This window comes from Vibrio sp. 10N.247.310.98, assembly GCF_041467395.1.
In the GTDB taxonomy this organism is placed as follows: Bacteria; Pseudomonadota; Gammaproteobacteria; order Enterobacterales; family Vibrionaceae; genus Vibrio; species Vibrio crassostreae_C.
This window is the reverse complement of sequence record NZ_JBFSUL010000004.1, coordinates 110,356-128,143: the sequence shown is the minus strand read 5'-3', so window position 1 is coordinate 128,143 and position 17,788 is coordinate 110,356. Positions and strand designations below refer to the sequence as shown.

At 44.4% G+C, this 17,788-nt stretch carries 16 protein-coding genes; 5 read left to right on the top strand and 11 right to left on the bottom strand.

Annotation, left to right across the window (positions count from 1 at the left end; translation table 11 throughout):
• Nucleotides 1-44: 44 nt before the first annotated feature.
• The 5 genes from proB to AB6E78_RS03060 form a co-directional block, all read right to left on the bottom strand.
• Nucleotides 45-1,229, bottom strand: coding sequence for a glutamate 5-kinase (gene proB, locus AB6E78_RS03080; RefSeq protein ID WP_372132578.1), 1,185 nt, complete (start codon nt 1,227-1,229; stop codon nt 45-47).
• A 76-nt stretch (nt 1,230-1,305) separates the two neighbouring features.
• A complete protein-coding gene (crl, locus tag AB6E78_RS03075; protein WP_017060787.1) occupies nt 1,306-1,695 on the bottom strand; it encodes a sigma factor-binding protein Crl in 390 nt (129 codons plus the stop codon).
• A 144-nt stretch (nt 1,696-1,839) separates the two neighbouring features.
• Entirely contained in the window at nt 1,840-3,093 is a 1,254-nt protein-coding gene (gene frsA / locus AB6E78_RS03070; RefSeq protein WP_017060788.1) for an esterase FrsA, read from the bottom strand.
• Nucleotides 3,094-3,182: 89 nt separating this feature from the next.
• The gene (gene tet(34) / locus AB6E78_RS03065) at nt 3,183-3,647 is read right to left on the bottom strand and encodes an oxytetracycline resistance phosphoribosyltransferase domain-containing protein Tet(34) (protein WP_009847475.1); all 465 of its coding nucleotides are present in this window, start codon (nt 3,645-3,647) and stop codon (nt 3,183-3,185) included.
• Nucleotides 3,648-3,731: 84 nt separating this feature from the next.
• Nucleotides 3,732-5,021, bottom strand: a complete 1,290-nt coding sequence (locus AB6E78_RS03060; RefSeq protein ID WP_017060789.1) for an NCS2 family permease — start codon at nt 5,019-5,021, stop codon at nt 3,732-3,734.
• Nucleotides 5,022-6,084: 1,063 nt separating this feature from the next.
• On the opposite strand from AB6E78_RS03060, the gene AB6E78_RS03055 reads away from it, so the two are divergent.
• Nucleotides 6,085-7,557 carry an aminoacyl-histidine dipeptidase gene (locus tag AB6E78_RS03055; protein WP_017069507.1) on the top strand — a complete coding sequence of 491 codons (1,473 nt, stop codon included), beginning with the start codon at nt 6,085-6,087 and terminating at the stop codon, nt 7,555-7,557.
• A 155-nt stretch (nt 7,558-7,712) separates the two neighbouring features.
• Here AB6E78_RS03055 and AB6E78_RS03050 read toward each other — a convergent pair whose 3' ends face one another.
• Nucleotides 7,713-8,252 carry a DUF3332 family protein gene (locus AB6E78_RS03050; RefSeq protein WP_017066819.1) on the bottom strand — a complete coding sequence of 180 codons (540 nt, stop codon included), beginning with the start codon at nt 8,250-8,252 and terminating at the stop codon, nt 7,713-7,715.
• Between the two features lie 271 nt (nt 8,253-8,523).
• On the opposite strand from AB6E78_RS03050, the gene AB6E78_RS03045 reads away from it, so the two are divergent.
• Nucleotides 8,524-9,570, top strand: coding sequence for a succinylglutamate desuccinylase/aspartoacylase family protein (locus AB6E78_RS03045; RefSeq protein WP_017060792.1), 1,047 nt, complete (start codon nt 8,524-8,526; stop codon nt 9,568-9,570).
• A 202-nt stretch (nt 9,571-9,772) separates the two neighbouring features.
• Here the strand turns inward: AB6E78_RS03045 and AB6E78_RS03040 are convergent, their stop codons facing one another.
• On the bottom strand, nt 9,773-10,090 hold the full coding sequence (locus AB6E78_RS03040; protein ID WP_017069509.1) for a DUF3622 domain-containing protein: 318 nt from the start codon (nt 10,088-10,090) through the stop codon (nt 9,773-9,775).
• 354 nt (nt 10,091-10,444) lie between these two features.
• On the opposite strand from AB6E78_RS03040, the gene AB6E78_RS03035 reads away from it, so the two are divergent.
• The gene (locus tag AB6E78_RS03035; protein ID WP_372132581.1) at nt 10,445-11,452 is read left to right on the top strand and encodes an adenosine deaminase; all 1,008 of its coding nucleotides are present in this window, start codon (nt 10,445-10,447) and stop codon (nt 11,450-11,452) included.
• 67 nt (nt 11,453-11,519) lie between these two features.
• Here AB6E78_RS03035 and AB6E78_RS03030 read toward each other — a convergent pair whose 3' ends face one another.
• On the bottom strand, nt 11,520-12,704 hold the full coding sequence (locus AB6E78_RS03030) for an NnrS family protein (RefSeq protein WP_372132584.1): 1,185 nt from the start codon (nt 12,702-12,704) through the stop codon (nt 11,520-11,522).
• 288 nt (nt 12,705-12,992) lie between these two features.
• Here AB6E78_RS03030 and AB6E78_RS03025 point away from each other — a divergent pair, with 288 nt between their 5' ends.
• Entirely contained in the window at nt 12,993-13,547 is a 555-nt protein-coding gene (locus AB6E78_RS03025; RefSeq protein WP_017060795.1) for a gamma-glutamylcyclotransferase family protein, read from the top strand.
• 46 nt (nt 13,548-13,593) lie between these two features.
• Here the strand turns inward: AB6E78_RS03025 and AB6E78_RS03020 are convergent, their stop codons facing one another.
• A complete protein-coding gene (locus AB6E78_RS03020; RefSeq protein ID WP_017060796.1) occupies nt 13,594-13,926 on the bottom strand; it encodes a tRNA-binding protein in 333 nt (110 codons plus the stop codon).
• Nucleotides 13,927-14,123: 197 nt separating this feature from the next.
• Between AB6E78_RS03020 and AB6E78_RS03015 the strand changes: the two genes are divergently transcribed.
• Nucleotides 14,124-15,122, top strand: a complete 999-nt coding sequence (locus AB6E78_RS03015) for a substrate-binding domain-containing protein (RefSeq protein ID WP_017066816.1) — start codon at nt 14,124-14,126, stop codon at nt 15,120-15,122.
• A gap of 218 nt (nt 15,123-15,340) precedes the next feature.
• Here the strand turns inward: AB6E78_RS03015 and galM are convergent, their stop codons facing one another.
• Complete coding sequence (galM, locus tag AB6E78_RS03010; RefSeq protein WP_372132587.1) at nt 15,341-16,420, bottom strand: galactose-1-epimerase; 1,080 nt, start codon at nt 16,418-16,420, stop codon at nt 15,341-15,343.
• Between the two features lie 111 nt (nt 16,421-16,531).
• Nucleotides 16,532-17,692, bottom strand: a complete 1,161-nt coding sequence (gene galK, locus AB6E78_RS03005; RefSeq protein WP_017060799.1) for a galactokinase — start codon at nt 17,690-17,692, stop codon at nt 16,532-16,534.
• Nucleotides 17,693-17,788 lie beyond the last annotated feature (96 nt).

Here is a 17,788-nt window from a genome sequence, read left to right as displayed (position 1 = left end):
TCTGTCTTTGGATGCAAAAAGGTGATTCACCTTATCATCACGAGCTACTCTTGGATTACAACTAGGTCGTCACGGTGAATGACTTCTGACCCATAATCGTATCCAAGGATGTCGCCAATATCTTTACTGTGCTTGCCTGCAATTTTTGCTAGGTCTTGGCTTGAATAACTGGCGATACCACGCGCAATTACTTTGCCTTTGCTGTCTGTGACTTGGGTAACTTCACCACGAGAGAATTCGCCTTTAACTCGAACAACCCCTTTCGCCAACAAGCTGCTGCCTTTGGTGTTGACTGCGTTTACTGCGCCGTCGTCAACCACGATGTCACCTGCTGAAGCAGGGCCCGCTAAAATCCAGCGTTTACGGTTTTCAAGCGCTTCCGCTAAAGGCAAGAAACGTGTGCCTTGTGGGTTATCACTCAGTGAATCAAACACCACATTTTCAGCACTGCCCGCAGCAATAATCACTTCGATGCCTGCGCGACGAGCAATGTCAGCCGCCTGCAGTTTTGTCGCCATGCCGCCAGTACCCAACGTAGTACCGCTGCCACCTGCGATCTTACGCAGCGTGTCATCAATGGTTTTCACTTCTTTGATGAGCTCAGCATTTGGATCTTTACGAGGGTCAGCCGTAAACAGGCCTTTTTGGTCTGTTAGTAGCAAAAGCTTATCAGCACCGCACAAAATACCCACTAAGGCCGACAAGTTATCATTGTCGCCCACTTTAATTTCGTTGGTTGCTACTGCGTCGTTTTCGTTTACTACCGGAATAATATCGTGCTCAACCAGTGCGTTGATCGTGTCACGTGCATTAAGAAAACGCTCGCGATCATCGAGATCAGCACGAGTCAGTAGCATCTGGCCAATCTTAAGGCCATAGATAGCAAACAAAGACTCCCAAACTTGAATCAACTGACTTTGCCCAACTGCCGCAAGCAACTGTTTGCTCGCCATTGAGTTGGGAAGTGCGGGGTAACCAAGGTGCTCACGTCCTGCTGCAATTGCACCAGACGAAACCATAACCACAGAGTGGCCTTGTTTTTTTAATTCAGCACATTGACGAACCAGCTCAACCATATGAGCGCGGTCTAATGCCAATGTTCCACCAGTTAAGACACTGGTACCCAGTTTAACAACGACAGTTTTAAGCTGTGTTGTTGTCCCGCTTTGATGATTTGTTGTCATGAAGTCTTTTATGGATAAAACAAATAAGAGGTGATGTTTTAGCAATCAAAAGGGGAATTCACAAGCAGAAAAGGTGCGAAATCGCACCTTTTTGCTTTATATAGAAGAGTAACCTTTAAAATTAGACGAATTCGACAGACTCTTCGTCTAATTGGATACTGATTTCAAACTTACTTTGAAGTTCATCAACCAGTTTCTTGTGGAAGGCTTCTTGAGTTCGAGAGACCTCAGCGACCGCCTTTTTAGGTAACGGCAAAGAATCCCAGTTACCATCGATGTTGTACTTGCCGATATTGTACTTCGCCGAATATCCCTCTTCCGACTTATCCAATTCCAGCCACCAGCCCCAGAACTCGCGTTCTTCTGGTGATTTTTTATCGTTCACACATACAGACAAGCAATCAAAGATATAGTGGCCTTCTTCTGATTGCGGTTCCCTTAAGTAAGGCCCGATCGCCTTTAAAACATTCAACAAGCGGTAATGCGTAGGTTGTTGTGTCACTTCTGACATATTGAATCTCCATTTTCAATGTTAAGAATGACGTTACTCAGACTGTTATACGTAGAAACTACGCATTTGGATTTTATAAATGACCTCTGAGTATCAGGTACTTAGTTTGTACATTTTTCATGCTTAACTAATTTAGGAGAAATGTCATCTAAATAATTCATCCTCAAGCCACTTTATCGCCAATTCGAGGGATTGCTCATAACCTTGTGTAATTGACTTAGCTTTGATTTTCTTCGCTTTTCCGTAATCACTGTAAATAGCAACCAGTTGATTATCCATTGGCGGTGAAACCGGGTCGCCTTCCAGAGCCAATGCCAAGATAGGAACACTGGTTTTACTGTTTGACAGCAAACCTTGTACCTTGAGTGACCACGCCATCAACTGCCCAGAAAGGCTATTGATATCGACCGCCCCTTTACCAAGGCGCGAAGCCAACACATCTAGATGCATTTTAGGCATCTGCTTAAGTTTGTCTGCATGAACAAAGATATCGTGAATTGGCGCGCCTAAAGAAATACACGCTTTAATCTTATGTTGCTCGAGGAAAGATAATCTCACCATCGCATTGCCACCGAAGCGGAAACCAAACAAGCCGACTTTGTGGTGATCGACCCATGGGATGTTAGGCAATTCATTCAGCACTGCTTGGTGAAGACAAGATGAGTCTTCTGTTAACGGCCAATGTGCACTGTGCCCTATTGATGGCATGTCTACCGTTAACATAGCAATGTTCTTAGGTGCTAAATAATCCCTAAACAGGCGCCACATATCGGTTTGCAAGCTATCTAGACCCGCGCTGACAATCACAACCGGTTGTGGTTTATCTGTCTTGGTTAGATGCAAGTTCGCTTTGATCTTCTTGTTTTGGTATGGAATATCAATCTGCTTGACGATCAACTTAGTGTGCTTGATCGCTTCAGAATACGCTGCGTTGGCCAACACTTGAGCCTGAGCTGCCAAGTTGTCGTTCTTGAGGTGTGGGTAACCCGCAATACTGAAGCACAACGATGCGGAAAATAGCTCTTCAGCCATCTCTTCACCATTCTTCTCATTAGAACGATTTTGATGCTGCATACCCAGCTTGGTCCATTCGTATGCCCAGTTACCACTTCGGTAACCCATGACCGTATCAAGCCACTCATCGGTTGTACGAGAGTTATCTGATGACGCGATGCGAGCCAATACCGCTTCCTGCTCTATTGGATTAACGCCTTGCCATACCCACTGAAGACGTCTTAGGTTTCGATACCATGATGAGTTTTGCTGTTCACGTTTCTCATCCAATAGCGCTTCAGAGCTTGGCATGTATTGTGTCAACATTGAGGTCTCTTTCGCTTGCTTGTGCTTTACAAACAAAGTTTCCGAAAGGTTCGAGCTCGTTTCTTCTGGTTCAGACATTGGGATACTTAATAAGAAATGGTTGTTACTAATAATATAAAAAAAAATGACCCTATAAAGGGTCATTTCTCAAAAAACTAAGTTTACGCTTATTTTGACTTGCGATTTACTGGCTCTACGTAGCTTAGGCTAGTATCCCAAGGTTGCTCAATCCATGTGTCTTGAGCGATATCAACAATGTACTCGTCTAGCAAATCAGCGCCAGATGGTTTTGCACATACAGCGATCAGTTTCGCTTTAGGGTACATTTCGCGAAGCTTACGTGCAGTGTCACCACTATCAACCAAGTCTTCAACGATTAGGAAGCCTTCGCCGTCACCTTCAGGTGCTTTAACTACTGTCATATCACGTTGGTGATCGTGGTCGTAGCTAGAAATACAAATCGTATCTACGTGACGAATACCTAGCTCACGAGCCAAGATTGCACCAGGAACCAAACCACCACGGCTTACTGCCCAGATGCCTTTCCACTGCTCTGCTGGCATTTGCTTTTCAGCAAGTTGACGGCAGTAAGTCTGCATGTTGTCCCAAGTGATAACGAATTTGTTGCTCATAGTATAAAACCTAATAATTTTGTCATGTTATTAGAGGCTATTTCAAACATAGCCTCTTCAGCGATTAAGCAGAAATCTAGACGATTAAGCGAAAATGTATTTAAGAATAAAGATAGCCGACATTACCCACACAGCAGGTGAAACGTCGCGACCTTTACCACTTAGCAGCTTAATTGCAGCGTAAGCGATGAAACCTAGTGAGATACCCTCAGCGATAGAGTACGTCAGCGGCATAAGCAGACATGTTACCACGACTGGTGCTGCTTCCGTAAGATCACGCCAATCAATGCCAACTAGGCCAGACATCATCAGAATTGCTACATAGAAAAGTGCACCTGATGTTGCGTAAGCCGGAATCATACCTGCAAGTGGCGAGAAGAAAAGAGCCAGTAGGAATAAGATACCAACAACAACAGCCGTTAGACCGGTACGGCCGCCTTCAGCAACACCCGCAACACTCTCAACATAAGAAGTAGTATTTGATGTACCTAGCAGTGCACCAATAGATGTTGCTGTAGAGTCAGCAAGCAGTGCTTTGTTCAAGCGAGGTAGTTTGCCGTCTTCTTTGATTAGGTTTGCTTTCGTTGCAACACCAACCAGAGTACCCGCTGTATCGAACAAATCGACGAACAAGAACGCGAATACCACTGAAATCATACCGATTTCAAATACAGCAGAGAAATCAAGCTGCATGAATGTAGGAGCAAGGCTTGGTGGTGTAGACATGATGCCGCCGTATTGAACGTCACCAATAACAATGCCAAGAGCTGTGATAGCTAGAATCGCAATCATTACTGCCCCTTTCACGCCACGGTGAACAAGAGCAATCGTTAGGAAGAAACCAAGTGAGCCTAGGATAGGAGCAATCGCGGTAATGTCGCCCAGTGAAACTTTAGTTGCTGGGTTAGAAACAACGATGCCTGCATTGCTAAGCGCAATAAACGCTAGGAAAAGACCGATACCTGCAGAGATACCAACACGCAGAGACATAGGGATCGAGTTGATAATCCATTCACGGATCTTAAAGATGCTTAAGAAGATGAAGATTACGCCTGATACGAAAACCGCTGCCAGAGCAACTTGCCACGTATAACCCATACCCATTACAACAGCGTAGGTAAAGAATGCGTTCAAACCCATGCCTGGAGCTTGAGCAATTGGGTAGTTAGCAACAAAGCCCATGATGAAACAGCCAATAGCAGCCGCTAAACAGGTTGCTACAAATACAGCGCCATGGTCCATACCAGCATCAGCTAGAATCATTGGGTTTACAAAAATGATGTAAGCCATTGTTAGGAAGGTTGTTAGACCTGCGATGATTTCAGTGCGCACATTGGTGCCATTTTCACTGAGTTTGAATAGCTTTTCGAACATTATCGAATCCTATAAGGGTAAAAAGTAAACGGTTGCGTAATCGATTGGCTGTGGATTATAAAGTTATCAAATAACAAATTCCAGATAGAATTAAGGCTCTAATCGATATTTATCAGAATGCCGTATGAAACAAAGCGATTAAAAATGAAGATATCATCGATAAATAACCATTAAAAACAAACAATTAACAACAATAGACTCACTAAAACTAGTTGGTTGTTTTTTCTACCATCGGTTATTTTCATTGATAATCTAGCCAGTAAATTCTGAATTCAAACTCACAATAGTTATGTATTTTTCAACAGGATCAGTAATAAGGCGCAAATTGATATTTCGGCGTTTAAAAAACAACCACGCAGAACAGCAAGGAAAGTGACAAGCGAAAGCGGTTTGGAAAAGTAGCAGGCAAAAAAAACGCCACTCAAAACTGAGTGGCGGTAGAATCTGTCAACCAAAAGGGCTGTAAAAGAATTCCAATATATAGGGGTGAACAAAACTGTTCGAGTTACATGCTTACGGTATTAGTAACCAAAGCTTGTAGGGTATGCAAAGTTGCTAGTGTAAACAGAGCTGTTAATCCAGAACATTGCAGATGGTAAACCTTTCATAACTATCACCTTAATAAATCAATAAAAAACGAATTTGATTTCTCGGTTCCTTGGAGGCGATAAAACGGACTCATCCTTTGAGCATTTACTCTTCATCTCAGAAGTTGGTTATTAATATACCCTAAAGAAAAAAGATTACAAGTATTTTTTGCTATACGTCACATTTTTGGCCATTTACGGTTATTTTACAAACTTATTTTGTAATAAAACTACAAAATAGAATTAAACAAACGTTTGCCTGCTCCATTTATAAGCATCAAGGCGCTTAGCTGTGATCAGATGGACAAGATCGCTTTCAAAATTTGAGCTATTTGAGGTTTAGAACCGCTACTCGTCAAAACGCTCAAGTGGTATGCTGTTGCCATCAAAACAGACCCATATTTTAGATTTTTGTTCTAGGTTTTTCCCCATACAAAACCTAAATATATGGTTATTAAATAAAAAAGGAGTCATCCGTGTCTGAATTCCATTCTGAGATCAGTAAATTATCCCCTACCCCTATCTGGCAGTTCTTCGATAAGATTTGCTCAATCCCACACCCTTCTAAGCATGAAGAAGAGCTTGCTCAATACATTATTGCTTGGGCAACAGAGCAAGGCCTAGATGTACGTCGTGACCCAACGGGTAACGTATTCATCAAAAAGCCAGCAACGGCGGGTATGGAAAACAAAAAAGGTGTAGTGCTACAAGCTCACATCGATATGGTTCCACAAAAGAACGAAGACACAGTTCATGACTTTGCTAAAGATCCAATTCAACCATACATTGATGGTGAGTGGGTTACAGCTAAAGGCACAACGCTTGGCGCTGATAACGGCATGGGCATGGCTTCTTGCCTAGCGGTTCTTGCTTCAAACGAAATCCAGCACGGCCCTATCGAAGTTCTACTAACAGTAGATGAAGAAGCAGGCATGACTGGTGCTTTCGGTCTTGAAGCGGGTTGGTTAGAAGGCGATATCCTTCTTAACACCGATTCAGAGCAAGAAGGCGAAGTGTACATGGGTTGTGCTGGCGGTATCGACGGCGCAATGACATTTGAAATTGCTCGTAATGCGATTCCAGCTGACTTCGTAACACGTAAGCTAACGCTAAAAGGCCTAAAAGGCGGTCACTCTGGTTGTGACATCCACACAGGTCGTGCAAACGCAAACAAACTGCTTGCTCGCTTCCTAGCGGGTCACGCAAAAGAGCTAGACCTTCGCATCGTCGAATTCAAAGGTGGTAGCCTTCGTAACGCGATCCCTCGTGAAGGTTTCGTAACGGTTGCTGTTCCTGCGGCAAACCAAGAAAAACTGGCTTCACTATACAACTACTACACTGAGCTGCTTTCAACAGAGCTAGGTAAAGTAGAAGACAGCATCGTGACTTTCAATGAAGAAGCTTCTGTAGAAATGGGCGCACTTGCGTCAGCAGACCAAGCTCGCTTTATCGCGGCACTTAACGCATGTCCAAACGGCGTGATTCGTATGAGTGACGAGATTGAAGGTGTTGTGGAAACGTCTCTAAACGTAGGTGTTATCACAACAGAAGAGAACTCAATCACAGTACTTTGCCTGATCCGCTCTCTTATAGATTCAGGTCGTAGCCAAGTAGAAAGCATGCTTCACTCTGTTGCTGAACTAGCAGGCGCTAACATCGCGTTCTCTGGTGCTTACCCAGGTTGGAAACCAGACGCAGATTCAGAAATCATGCATATCTTCCGTGACATGTACGAAGGTATCTACGGTCACAAGCCAAACATCATGGTTATCCATGCTGGTCTTGAGTGTGGTCTATTCAAAGAACCTTACCCGAACATGGATATGGTTTCTTTCGGCCCAACCATCAAGTTTCCGCACTCTCCTGATGAGAAAGTGAAGATCGACACCGTTGAGCTATTCTGGAACCAAATGGTTGCATTGCTTGAAGCGATCCCAGAAAAAGCTTAATTCGATAAGCTATGTTTGTTCAATGAACCGTGCTTTTCAATAAATAGTACTTTTCAGTAAATGCCGTTTATTCGAGACAAAATAAAACAGGTACTCATTGAGTACCTGTTTTTGTATCTAATCTTTGTAGCTACTACTTGTGACTAAATAAACAATTAAGCGCGTGAAGCCGCGTAGCTTTCTAGCTCATCAATTGAAGTTTGTGCCACAACTTCGCCATCGATGAAGTACGTCACCATCTCGCCATCACGAACACCGATTAACGTCGCACGCTCACCAGACTGGTAAGTAATGTCCATTTGGATCGTGTTTTCATCAATCTGCTGCATTTGACCTTTTTCGATCACATCTGCACTCGTGATAGGACCCACTGGCGCTTCCGTTAGAGACGGATCAAGTTGGTGGTTGATGTCTAGGTAAGTATCAGTCTTTGTATCAAAGATGTGCGGAGAACCAGTTAGTGGGTTGCTACCAGTCCAGAACTCTAGTGAGTTGAATACCAGGTAATCGGCAGCAACTGTTAGGCCGTAAGCAGGCGCTAGTAGCATGTTCAAGCCACCACGTGCGTAACGGTTATCAACAGCCTTAACGTTAAACTTCATTAGGTAACCGGTTACTGCGTTACTACCAACACAGCCAGATAAAGCGACAGAAACCACCGCCAGTGCAACGACTTTTGAAATTGTTTTTTTCATTTTTATCTCGATATATGAATTTGGCCGCCAAAAAATGGCGATGAATAATACCAACCAACCGAACAATAAATATCAGCGTTAAATCAATGTATTGTCAGGAAATTCACAATTCTAAACCCCTTCTAACTAGCCAAATCAAAAACAGAAACCAATTAAGAAACGCGTCCATAAAAAAGTTTTGTCGTCACCGTAAAGCGATTGATTCGTACTAAAAATCAACGATTGATACATTCCGTGTTAACGAATTATCACCATGTTGAGAACAACCTAAATGGCAAGACTAAAACCTAATCAACCCTTCGAATTACTTGGTTATACTGTTCAGCCAGGACAGCGAATGGAGATTGAACTGCAAGCGGCTCAGCTTTACACGCATTCTCCACTTTCGATCCCGATTGAAATTATTCACGGTCGCCAAGCAGGCCCAACACTGATGGTAAATGCGGCTATCCACGGCGATGAGCTAAACGGTGTTGAGATTGCACGACAACTGACCAATGCGATTGATCCAAAGAAACTGAAAGGGACATTAATTGTTGTGCCTATCGTTAACGTATTTGGCTTTATCCATAAATCTCGTTACCTACCAGACCGTCGTGACCTAAACCGTTGCTTCCCTGGCAGTGAGAAAGGATCGTTAACATCACGTATCGCTTACACCTTCTTTGAGAACGTGGCAAAGCACTGTGATTACATTCTGGATCTACACACGGGCGCGATTCACCGTACCAATCTGCCACAGATTCGTGCAAACCTATCGAACCCTGAGACACTGCGCATCGCAAAAGCGTTCGCAACACCCGTGATTATTGATTCTCCACTGCGCGACGGTTCACTGCGTAGCGAAGCGGAAAAACTGGGTATTCCTGTATTAACTTACGAAGGTGGTGAAGCGCTGCGTTTTGATCACCTCGCGATTCGTGCGGGTTACCTTGGCGTGCATCAAGTGATGAAAGAAATCGGCATGCTGCGCCCTAACCGTAAGAAGTTACCAGAGCCAGTATTGAGTAAATCCACCAGCTGGATCCGCGCTGAATCAGACGGTATTTTGCGTAACATGGTAAGACTTGGCGAACAGGTTGAAGCAGGACAAACCCTTGCTTACATCAGCTCTCCATTGGGTCACCAAGAAGGCCAAGTGATCACAACCAAAGGCGGTATCGTGATTGGTCAGCAAACTCTGCCTTTGGTCAACGAAGGTGATGCTGTGTTCCACATCGCTTACTTCAAGCAAGACGATGAAGAAGTAGGACAATCAGTAGAAAGCTACATTGAAGAAGTGGCAGAAGACGATTGGCTAACTGCACTGAATAACTGATCAGACAATGCTTAACAGTTTAAGAGCTCGACGTTAAAAGCGAGAAGTCAAACCGAGCTCTTAAACACAATAAAACAGAACTCCACAAACTAAAAAGCCCCAAAACACTTTTAACTCGAAAGAAAAAAGTTGTATCGGGGCTTTTTTTTCACAAATCCCTTATCTTAAAATTAAGGGATCTATAAATTAGTCATGCACTGAATTATTCAGCGTCTTGTTGCTCTTCTGCACGAGCTTTAGCGCGCGCTTCACGTGCTTGCTCAGCTTTAAGCTCTTTAGTGTGACGTAGTTCGTCACGCTCTTTACGTTGCTCTGATTTACGCTCGTTACGTTCAGCTTGGTTAGCGATGAAAGATGCTAGCTCTTTCTCTGCCCACTCTTGTGCTAGAGCTTCAGTTTCGAAACCAGACTCACGCTTAGATACTGTAGTGCTGCGAGACGTTACTTGACGAGTAATCTCTGCACACCAACCGTTGCGTTTTTCTGTAAGGCGGATATCAAATTTTTTGTTCTTAGACATGTTCTATTTTTTCCTAAGGGAGATCATTAAGGGATCGGTCAACTTTGATAACTCCATCTAAGTGAGCATCTTTTAACACCATCCCTTGGTAAGCGCGGTATTAGAGCACAAATCAATGAATATTGCTGCAAATATTTGCAGCGGATCACACTCCAATGCTGCAAATCGTTTGCGCCTAATTTCAATCGGTTCATAACTCTCGGTTCACCATCAACTTCTATCCTATTTTATCGATAACAATGAAATGAACTATGCTCAAACAGAGATAAATGAAAGAGATACCTGCTTGCTCAGGTTTATAGACTCTACTGTCTCACCTACTCCGCTCATAATTAAAATAGCTAAGGAGTTGCTATGGATAGCTTCATCAAAAATTTACCCAAAGTTGAGCTGCACTTACATATAGAAGGCACATTAGAGCCAGAGCTGATGTTCCAACTCGCCAAGCGTAATAACCTGTCGATTCCCTTTGAGACCCCAGACCAAGTTCGAGACGCGTACCAGTTCCACAATCTTCAATCCTTTCTCGATATCTATTACCAAGGTGCAAACGTACTGATTCATGAACAAGATTTCTACGACCTGACGTGGGCTTATCTGTTGAAGTGTCAGCAAGATAATGTGGTTCATACTGAGATCTTCTTCGACCCTCAGACTCACACTGAACGCGGCATTGACTTTGAAGTCATCGTTGGCGGGATTACTCGAGCTTTGAATCAAGTGGAGCAAGAGCTTGGTATCAGCAGCCAACTGATCATGTGCTTTCTGCGTCATCTCGATGAAGACAGCGCTTTTGAAACACTCAAACAAGCCCTTCCTTATAAAGATAAGATCATTGCCGTTGGGTTAGATTCATCAGAACAGGGCAATCCACCAGAGAAGTTTAAACATGTATTCCAAGAAGCGATCAACCAAGGCTTTCTGACTGTCGCGCACGCCGGAGAAGAAGGCCCAGCACAAAATATTATCGACGCAGTGAGCTTGTTAGGCATTACCCGAATTGATCATGGCGTTCGCTGTGTAGAAGATGAGGATCTGATGGAACAGCTAATAGCAAAACGCACACCTCTAACAGTCTGCCCGCTATCGAATACCAAGCTCAAGGTGTTTGAGACCATGCAAGAGCACAACATCGTCGAGTTGCTGAGAAAAGGGCTGTGCGTCACCATCAATTCCGATGATCCGGCTTACTTCGGCGGCTATATGAATGATAACTTCCTCGCCGTCGCCAATGCTCATCCACTGACGAAAAACGAATTAGCACAATTCAGTATTAATGCCATCGAAGCCAGTTTCATCTCGCCTCACGCCAAGGAAGATCTCATCACACAGGTACGTCAATATCTTGCTGCGAATACTTAATGAGTTATCAAGATCAAAAAGGGAAGCTCTGAGCTTCCCTTTCTGTATCAATTGATAATTAATTGGCTTAGCCCGGGTGACCATCCACTCTTGGCGTTAACAGCATCATCCCAAATTTCCAGATAAATAGACCGAACGCTAACGTCCATAAACCCGCGCTGATATTGACCATCTCAAATAAATACGCCGGGAAGAATGTCACACCTAAACTACGAACGAGTGCCGCGATAAATATAGCCGAGAACGCCAAAGCCATACTTGGCCCTTTATAGATAGCACGGCCAGTATGTCCCATTGTCACGCGCGTGATCATCGCCAGAATTAACCCACTCAAACCGCCAATCGCAAACAGGTGCAGCATGTTATGGCTCGCGAACGGGTTATTTAGCAAACCGCGTAAGAGCAAGCTGAGAGGGATACATAGGTAAGCCGCATGCAGCGACCACACCAAGGGTTCTGATAGTGTTGTCCAAGGCTTCCAGCGGATAAAGCGCACCAACTGTGTCACACCTGCAAATACCATCAACTCATTGCCGACTTGAGCAAAGGTCAATGGGAAGAAGCTCAACACAAATAAGCCAACCAAAGGTAGATTGGCTAACCATTCCAACCAAACCAAGGGCTGCGCTTTTTCGAAATCAAAACGACGCGCTGTGAAGAATGGGATTACTCGCCCACCCATCACTGATAAGAGCAAGGTAAACCACCACAACATGGCATGCCAAACTGCAGACGATGGAAATGGAGGCATTCCCTTAATGGTCGCGTAACTAGCAGAGTTCGCCACGATAGCCAATATAAACAGCGGCACAAAAAACAGGTTCTTCCAGCCTTTCGACTTCACGACTCGAAAACCAATTTCGTAGGCGGCGAAGACTAAGAACAGCGCCTCAACCGACGAGATCAGCCATAACGGAGCGGGTGTCCAAAACAGAATACGAGGTGCGAGCCACAAACCGACTAGCGCAGCTAATCGATAATGCTTGGTGCCATTGACACCCGTCCACGTTTGTACTGCCGTTAACACAAAACCGACCACTATCGCCATTGAGAAACCAAACAGCATCTCATGCACGTGCCACCACAGTGCGGGAACTTTTAAAATCTCAGGCTGACCGTTTTGGAACATGATGACCCAAGCGACAATCGCGATCACTGCATAGAGACTGCCTAAAAAGAAGAAAGGTCGAAAGCCTAAACGCAGGTAGGCTGGAATCGCGTCTTCTACACTTTTATCTGTGATATTTAACAAACTCGCTCCTAATTCTCAGATAAGCGGCCAAGGTATTACCTAAACCAAATTTTGTGTGCATCAAATCCGATGCAATATGCAGATCACATTGCATGAAACGCGCCAATTAGATAAAACCAGTAAAAACAGCGACTCACGAGATTCAATAGCCAATAAATAAGTCAAAAAAACACAACCAAAAGAGTCATAAAGACACATGCATGTATAAATAGAAACTTACTGACTTTTGGTATCTCGCCACATATAGTAAGACTAGACTTAAATGGAACAACTCAGACAAGGAATGCGATGTATATTTTTGGTTATGGCAGTTTAATCAACTCATCTTCACGTCAGCTTACCGGTCAGACAGGGCAAGCGATCCCTGCGATTGTTCATGGCTTGATTCGCCATTGGAGCAAGATCGATGACAGCTATGTCTTATCCCCTTTGATCGTCAATCTCGGCGAAGGACAAGTGAATGGTGTGTTGCTTGAGGTGGATGATATTGCACTGGCTGAGTTTGATCGCCGTGAGCGTGGTTATCACCGTATCGAATTAAAGGCCTCTCAGATAGAAAGCCAAGATGAATTCAAACAGGATCAACCGATCTGGGTTTACATCAAAGACGAGATTGAAGCACCTTGCGAAAACAGCCCTATCGTTCAAACCTACGTCGATACTGTATTAGCAGGATGTTTAGAGGTGTCTGAAAGCTTTGCGGCGCACTTCGTTAAACACACACAAGGTTGGCATCACCCATTAGAAAATGATCGCCACCAGCCTAAATACGGCAACCTTGCTGGGGTTTCCGATCACCATCACAGTGTGATTGATGGCTTGATACTAACTGTACGCAGCTAGTTGATTTAGGTTGGTGAACACATTGACTCACCAACCTAAAGTGAGCTTAAACGACACGAATACCTGCTGGCATCGCACGTTCAGGTGTTAGCAATACACTTTCAGATTCATCTTCCGTTTCTGCACAAAGCAACATGCACTCAGAAGTGTGGCCTCTCATCTTCGCCTTCGCTAGATTGCACAAAACAACAACCTGCTTACCCATCAACTCTTCTTCTGTGTAGTAAGGGACTAGGCTGGTCACCGTTTGCAGTGTCTTGTCACCAACATCCACTTGCACTATGTAAAGCTTGTCGGCGTTTTCATGACGCACAACCTCAATGATCTTACCCACACGCATTTCTAACTTAGCAAAGTCACCATAAGAGACAGTATCCATTTCTCACTTCCTATATTGGTTTATTTTCACTCATTAAATCATTTACTAAAATTAAGTAAAATGTAAATGTTTACACTAGCATTAAGCCTAATAATTACAAGCGGTAAAGATCTCATTACTGGAAGTAAAATGAGAGTTTCGTTGCCTTACTATCATTGTCGGTGTTAAATAGATGAAGCAATGTATAGAGGTTAAAAATGGCAACAATTAAAGATGTAGCAAAGGAAGCTGGTGTTTCTGTTGCAACCGTATCTCGAGTGATCAACAAGTCTCCCAAGGCGAGTGCAAGCTCGGTAGAGTCTGTAACTAAAGCGATGTCTAAACTTGGCTATCGACCGAATGCCAATGCTCGAGCGCTGGTAAGCCAAAGCACGAACACTGTTGGTGTATTGGTCGGTGACATCTCCGATCCCTTTTTTGGCACGCTGGTTAAGGCTGTCGACAATGTCGCTCGTGAGAACGGAAAACATATCCTTGTCGGTAATGGCTCGCACGATCGTGAAGAAGAGAGACAAGCGATTGAATTGCTGATTAACAGCCGTTGTGACGCCCTGGTGATCCACTCTAAAGGCCTCACCGACGAAGAACTGATTGCCTATGCAAAAGAGGTCAAAGGCTTAGTACTGATCAACCGTTATATTGCTGAGATTGCCAACCACTGTATTTTCTTAGACAACAAAAAAGGTGCGTATCTTGCGACGGAATATCTGATCCGCCATGGCCATAAGAACATTGCCTGTATCGCCTCATCGCATAGCATTGAAGATGCCGATGAGCGTATCCAAGGTTACTTAGCGGCACTCTCAGATTACAAAATAGCGCTCTCTGACAGCTATATTGAATACTCAGCGCCGACCAGTGACGGTGGCGAATACGCCATGACTAACCTTCTGACTAAGTCACTGCCAATCACTGGCATTGTGGCGTACAACGATTACATGGCAGCTGGTGCTTTGTCTGTCCTTGATGAAAACGGTATTCAAGCGCCAGACAAAATGTCGATCATCGGTTTCGATGATGGTTTGATTGCCCGCTATGTTCATCCAAAGCTCACCACTATTCGCTACCCGATTCAGATGATGGCAGAGAAAGCGACACGACTCGCGTTGCACTTAGCCAAAGGTGAAAACACCTCAACTGAACCAATGATGTTCTCTCCAACTCTGGTACGCCGTAATTCGGTAGAGAAAGTCTAGGTTCTGGTCGACTCATCAAGCAATAAACAAAAAAAGCCCTAACAGAATCGCTTCTGTTAGGGCTTTCCTACCTTACTCAGATACTCAACAATCGCGCTTAATAAACCGCACTCTTGTTGAGCGCCACTTTTGCTCATCCCCCAAGAACAACGCGATAATTCACATCGTCCTATTCACAAACAAAAGATATTGACGTAACCGCTTTGAGCTAGAGCGTACTAGTTTGAAGAATCCCCCGAAAATTCAAACTGGTAACAGGTACTGTAGTTATATTCTTGTTCAGGCTTGAGAATACAACTGTCCTGCTTCCACTCTGGGTGGTTAGGAGAGTCAGGTAAGAACTGGGTTTCTAGCGCCAAACCAGCGTAGTCTTCATAGCTGCCACCACTTCGGTTTGGTGTGCCACCAAGCCAGTTTCCGGTGTATAGCTGCATCGCAGGTTTGGTTGAAAATACTTTTAGTGTGACGAGCGCATCCGGTGAGGTTACGGTCGCGGCGTATTGAGTGCGTTTGCAGCCATCAGCCAATAAGAAAGAGTGGTCGTAACCCTTTGCTGCTTTCTGCTGTTCATCGCCCAACAAACGCTCTGAGATCATCATAGGCTGATTGAAGTCAAAGCTGGTCGATTTCACTGATTTAAGGTTACCTAACGGAATACCCACCGAATTGGTCGGTAAGAACTGATTAGCATTGATACTGACAATGTGTGACAAACAATCGTGTCCAGCTTCAGCGCCAAGTAGATTGAAGTACGCATGATTCGTTAGGTTGACTACAGTCGGCTTGTCTGTGGTTGCAGAGTAATTAATGGACACTCGATTGTCTTCGGTGATGTCATAACGTACCGACACATTCAAATTCCCCGGGAATCCTTGGTCGCCATCAGCAGACTCTAGACTGAACACCACTGACGTTTCGGTTTGCTCGGCAATATTCCAACGGCGTTTATCAAATCCGTTCGGGCCACCATGTAAGGTATTGCCCGCTTGGTTGGTTTCCAGCTTGTAATTCTGACCATCAATTTTGAAACGACCATTAGCAATGCGGTTAGCATAACGGCCAACGGTTGTGCCCATATAGCTGGCTTGTTTATCGAAGTTCTCCATTGAGTTAACACCCAACAACACTTCTCTTTTGTTTCCCTTTACTGGCAGGATACAGCTCAACCATGTTGCACCAATATCCATGAATGTCACTTGAATCCCATGCGTATTTGATAGCGTCACTAACTGAGCGGGTTGGCCATCATAGGCTGGAGTCTGCGCCATGGATTGATGCAGGTTTTGCTCTTGTGTCATTCTAAATTCCTTCTAGTGCCAGTAAAAAGCCTCTACCTGAAGTAAAGGCTTTAGCATTTGGCCTACCATGATCTTTTTACTTGGTAAGCTCTATATTAAGTCTCGAAGCCGTTAGATTACTTCAACTAAGCCTGCTCCGTCTTTCGCTTGGCACACATAAATAGATTCTTTTAGCCCCGTCGCCGCTTGATATTTCTGTTCAACGGTTGTTTTGATTTCATCAACCAATGCAGGTGGAACCAATGCCACAATACAACCACCGAAACCACCGCCAGTCATACGCACGCCACCTTGTTCACCGATCACTTCTTTGACCATATCAACCAGCGCATCAATCTCTTTCACCGTGATTTCAAAATCATCACGCATTGATGCATGCGATTCAGCCATCAACTCGCCCATACGCTTCATATCATGAGTGCGTAGAGCTTGAGCCGCTTCAACAGTACGGTCATTTTCAGTAATCACGTGACGAGCACGTTTCGCGACCATTTCATCCAATTCAGACTCTTTCGCTTTGAATTGCTCAATGGTCACATCACGAAGTGCCGGAACACCAAAGATGCGCGCCGCTTCTTCACACTGTTCACGACGTGTGTTGTATTCGCTGTCGACTAAGCCGCGTTTCTTGTTTGAGTTAATGATAACCACAGCCATATCTTCTGGCATTGAAACCGCTTGAGTCTCTAGGCTACGACAATCCAAAAGCATCGCGTGGTTTGCGCGACCTTCTGCAGAGATCATTTGGTCCATGATGCCGCAGTTACAGCCCACAAATTCGTTTTCGGCCTGCTGACCATTTAGCGCCACTTCAGCTTGGCTGATCTCTAGGTTATAAAGCACCTTGAATGTTTGACCAATCACCACTTCCAGCGCCGCAGAAGAACTTAAACCTGCACCTTGAGGCACGTTGCCCGTTACAGAGATGTCTGCACCTGTAAATTCAAAGCCGCGACCTTTTAAGCACTTCACCACACCACGAATGTAGTTCGCCCACATTTTGTCTTGTTGGAAGGTGATCTCTTGAGTTAAATCGAACTCATCGACTGCATTACCGTAGTCCACTGATACTACACGAACAATGTTGTCGTCACGCTTAGCCGCGGCGACTACCGTTTGGTAGTTAATGGCACACGGTAGAACAAAACCATCGTTGTAGTCAGTGTGCTCGCCGATCAGGTTCACACGACCTGGTGCTTGGATAATATGAGTCGCTTGGTAACCAAGGACTTGCTCAAAAGATGCTTTCACGTTTTGGATTAGGTCAGACATAAGTAAACTCTTTGTTCAATTGGTTATGGCCCCTTCACGGCACCACTTTAATTCTTTTAGATTCCCTATCTCATTCGTCTCTCACGGTAGGGAATG

What these genes read in the sequence shown, in the direction of transcription:
- crl (WP_017060787.1), bottom strand. Translation starts at nt 1,695, where the DNA reads ATGTCAGAAGTGACACAACAACCTACGCATTACCGCTTGTTGAATGTT.
- frsA (WP_017060788.1), bottom strand. Translation starts at nt 3,093, where the DNA reads ATGTCTGAACCAGAAGAAACGAGCTCGAACCTTTCGGAAACTTTGTTT.
- AB6E78_RS03060 (WP_017060789.1), bottom strand. Translation starts at nt 5,021, where the DNA reads ATGTTCGAAAAGCTATTCAAACTCAGTGAAAATGGCACCAATGTGCGC.
- AB6E78_RS03050 (WP_017066819.1), bottom strand. Translation starts at nt 8,252, where the DNA reads ATGAAAAAAACAATTTCAAAAGTCGTTGCACTGGCGGTGGTTTCTGTC.
- AB6E78_RS03045 (WP_017060792.1), top strand. Translation starts at nt 8,524, where the DNA reads ATGGCAAGACTAAAACCTAATCAACCCTTCGAATTACTTGGTTATACT.
- AB6E78_RS03040 (WP_017069509.1), bottom strand. Translation starts at nt 10,090, where the DNA reads ATGTCTAAGAACAAAAAATTTGATATCCGCCTTACAGAAAAACGCAAC.
- AB6E78_RS03035 (WP_372132581.1), top strand. Translation starts at nt 10,445, where the DNA reads ATGGATAGCTTCATCAAAAATTTACCCAAAGTTGAGCTGCACTTACAT.
- AB6E78_RS03025 (WP_017060795.1), top strand. Translation starts at nt 12,993, where the DNA reads ATGTATATTTTTGGTTATGGCAGTTTAATCAACTCATCTTCACGTCAG.
- AB6E78_RS03020 (WP_017060796.1), bottom strand. Translation starts at nt 13,926, where the DNA reads ATGGATACTGTCTCTTATGGTGACTTTGCTAAGTTAGAAATGCGTGTG.
- AB6E78_RS03015 (WP_017066816.1), top strand. Translation starts at nt 14,124, where the DNA reads ATGGCAACAATTAAAGATGTAGCAAAGGAAGCTGGTGTTTCTGTTGCA.
- galM (WP_372132587.1), bottom strand. Translation starts at nt 16,420, where the DNA reads ATGACACAAGAGCAAAACCTGCATCAATCCATGGCGCAGACTCCAGCC.
- galK (WP_017060799.1), bottom strand. Translation starts at nt 17,692, where the DNA reads ATGTCTGACCTAATCCAAAACGTGAAAGCATCTTTTGAGCAAGTCCTT.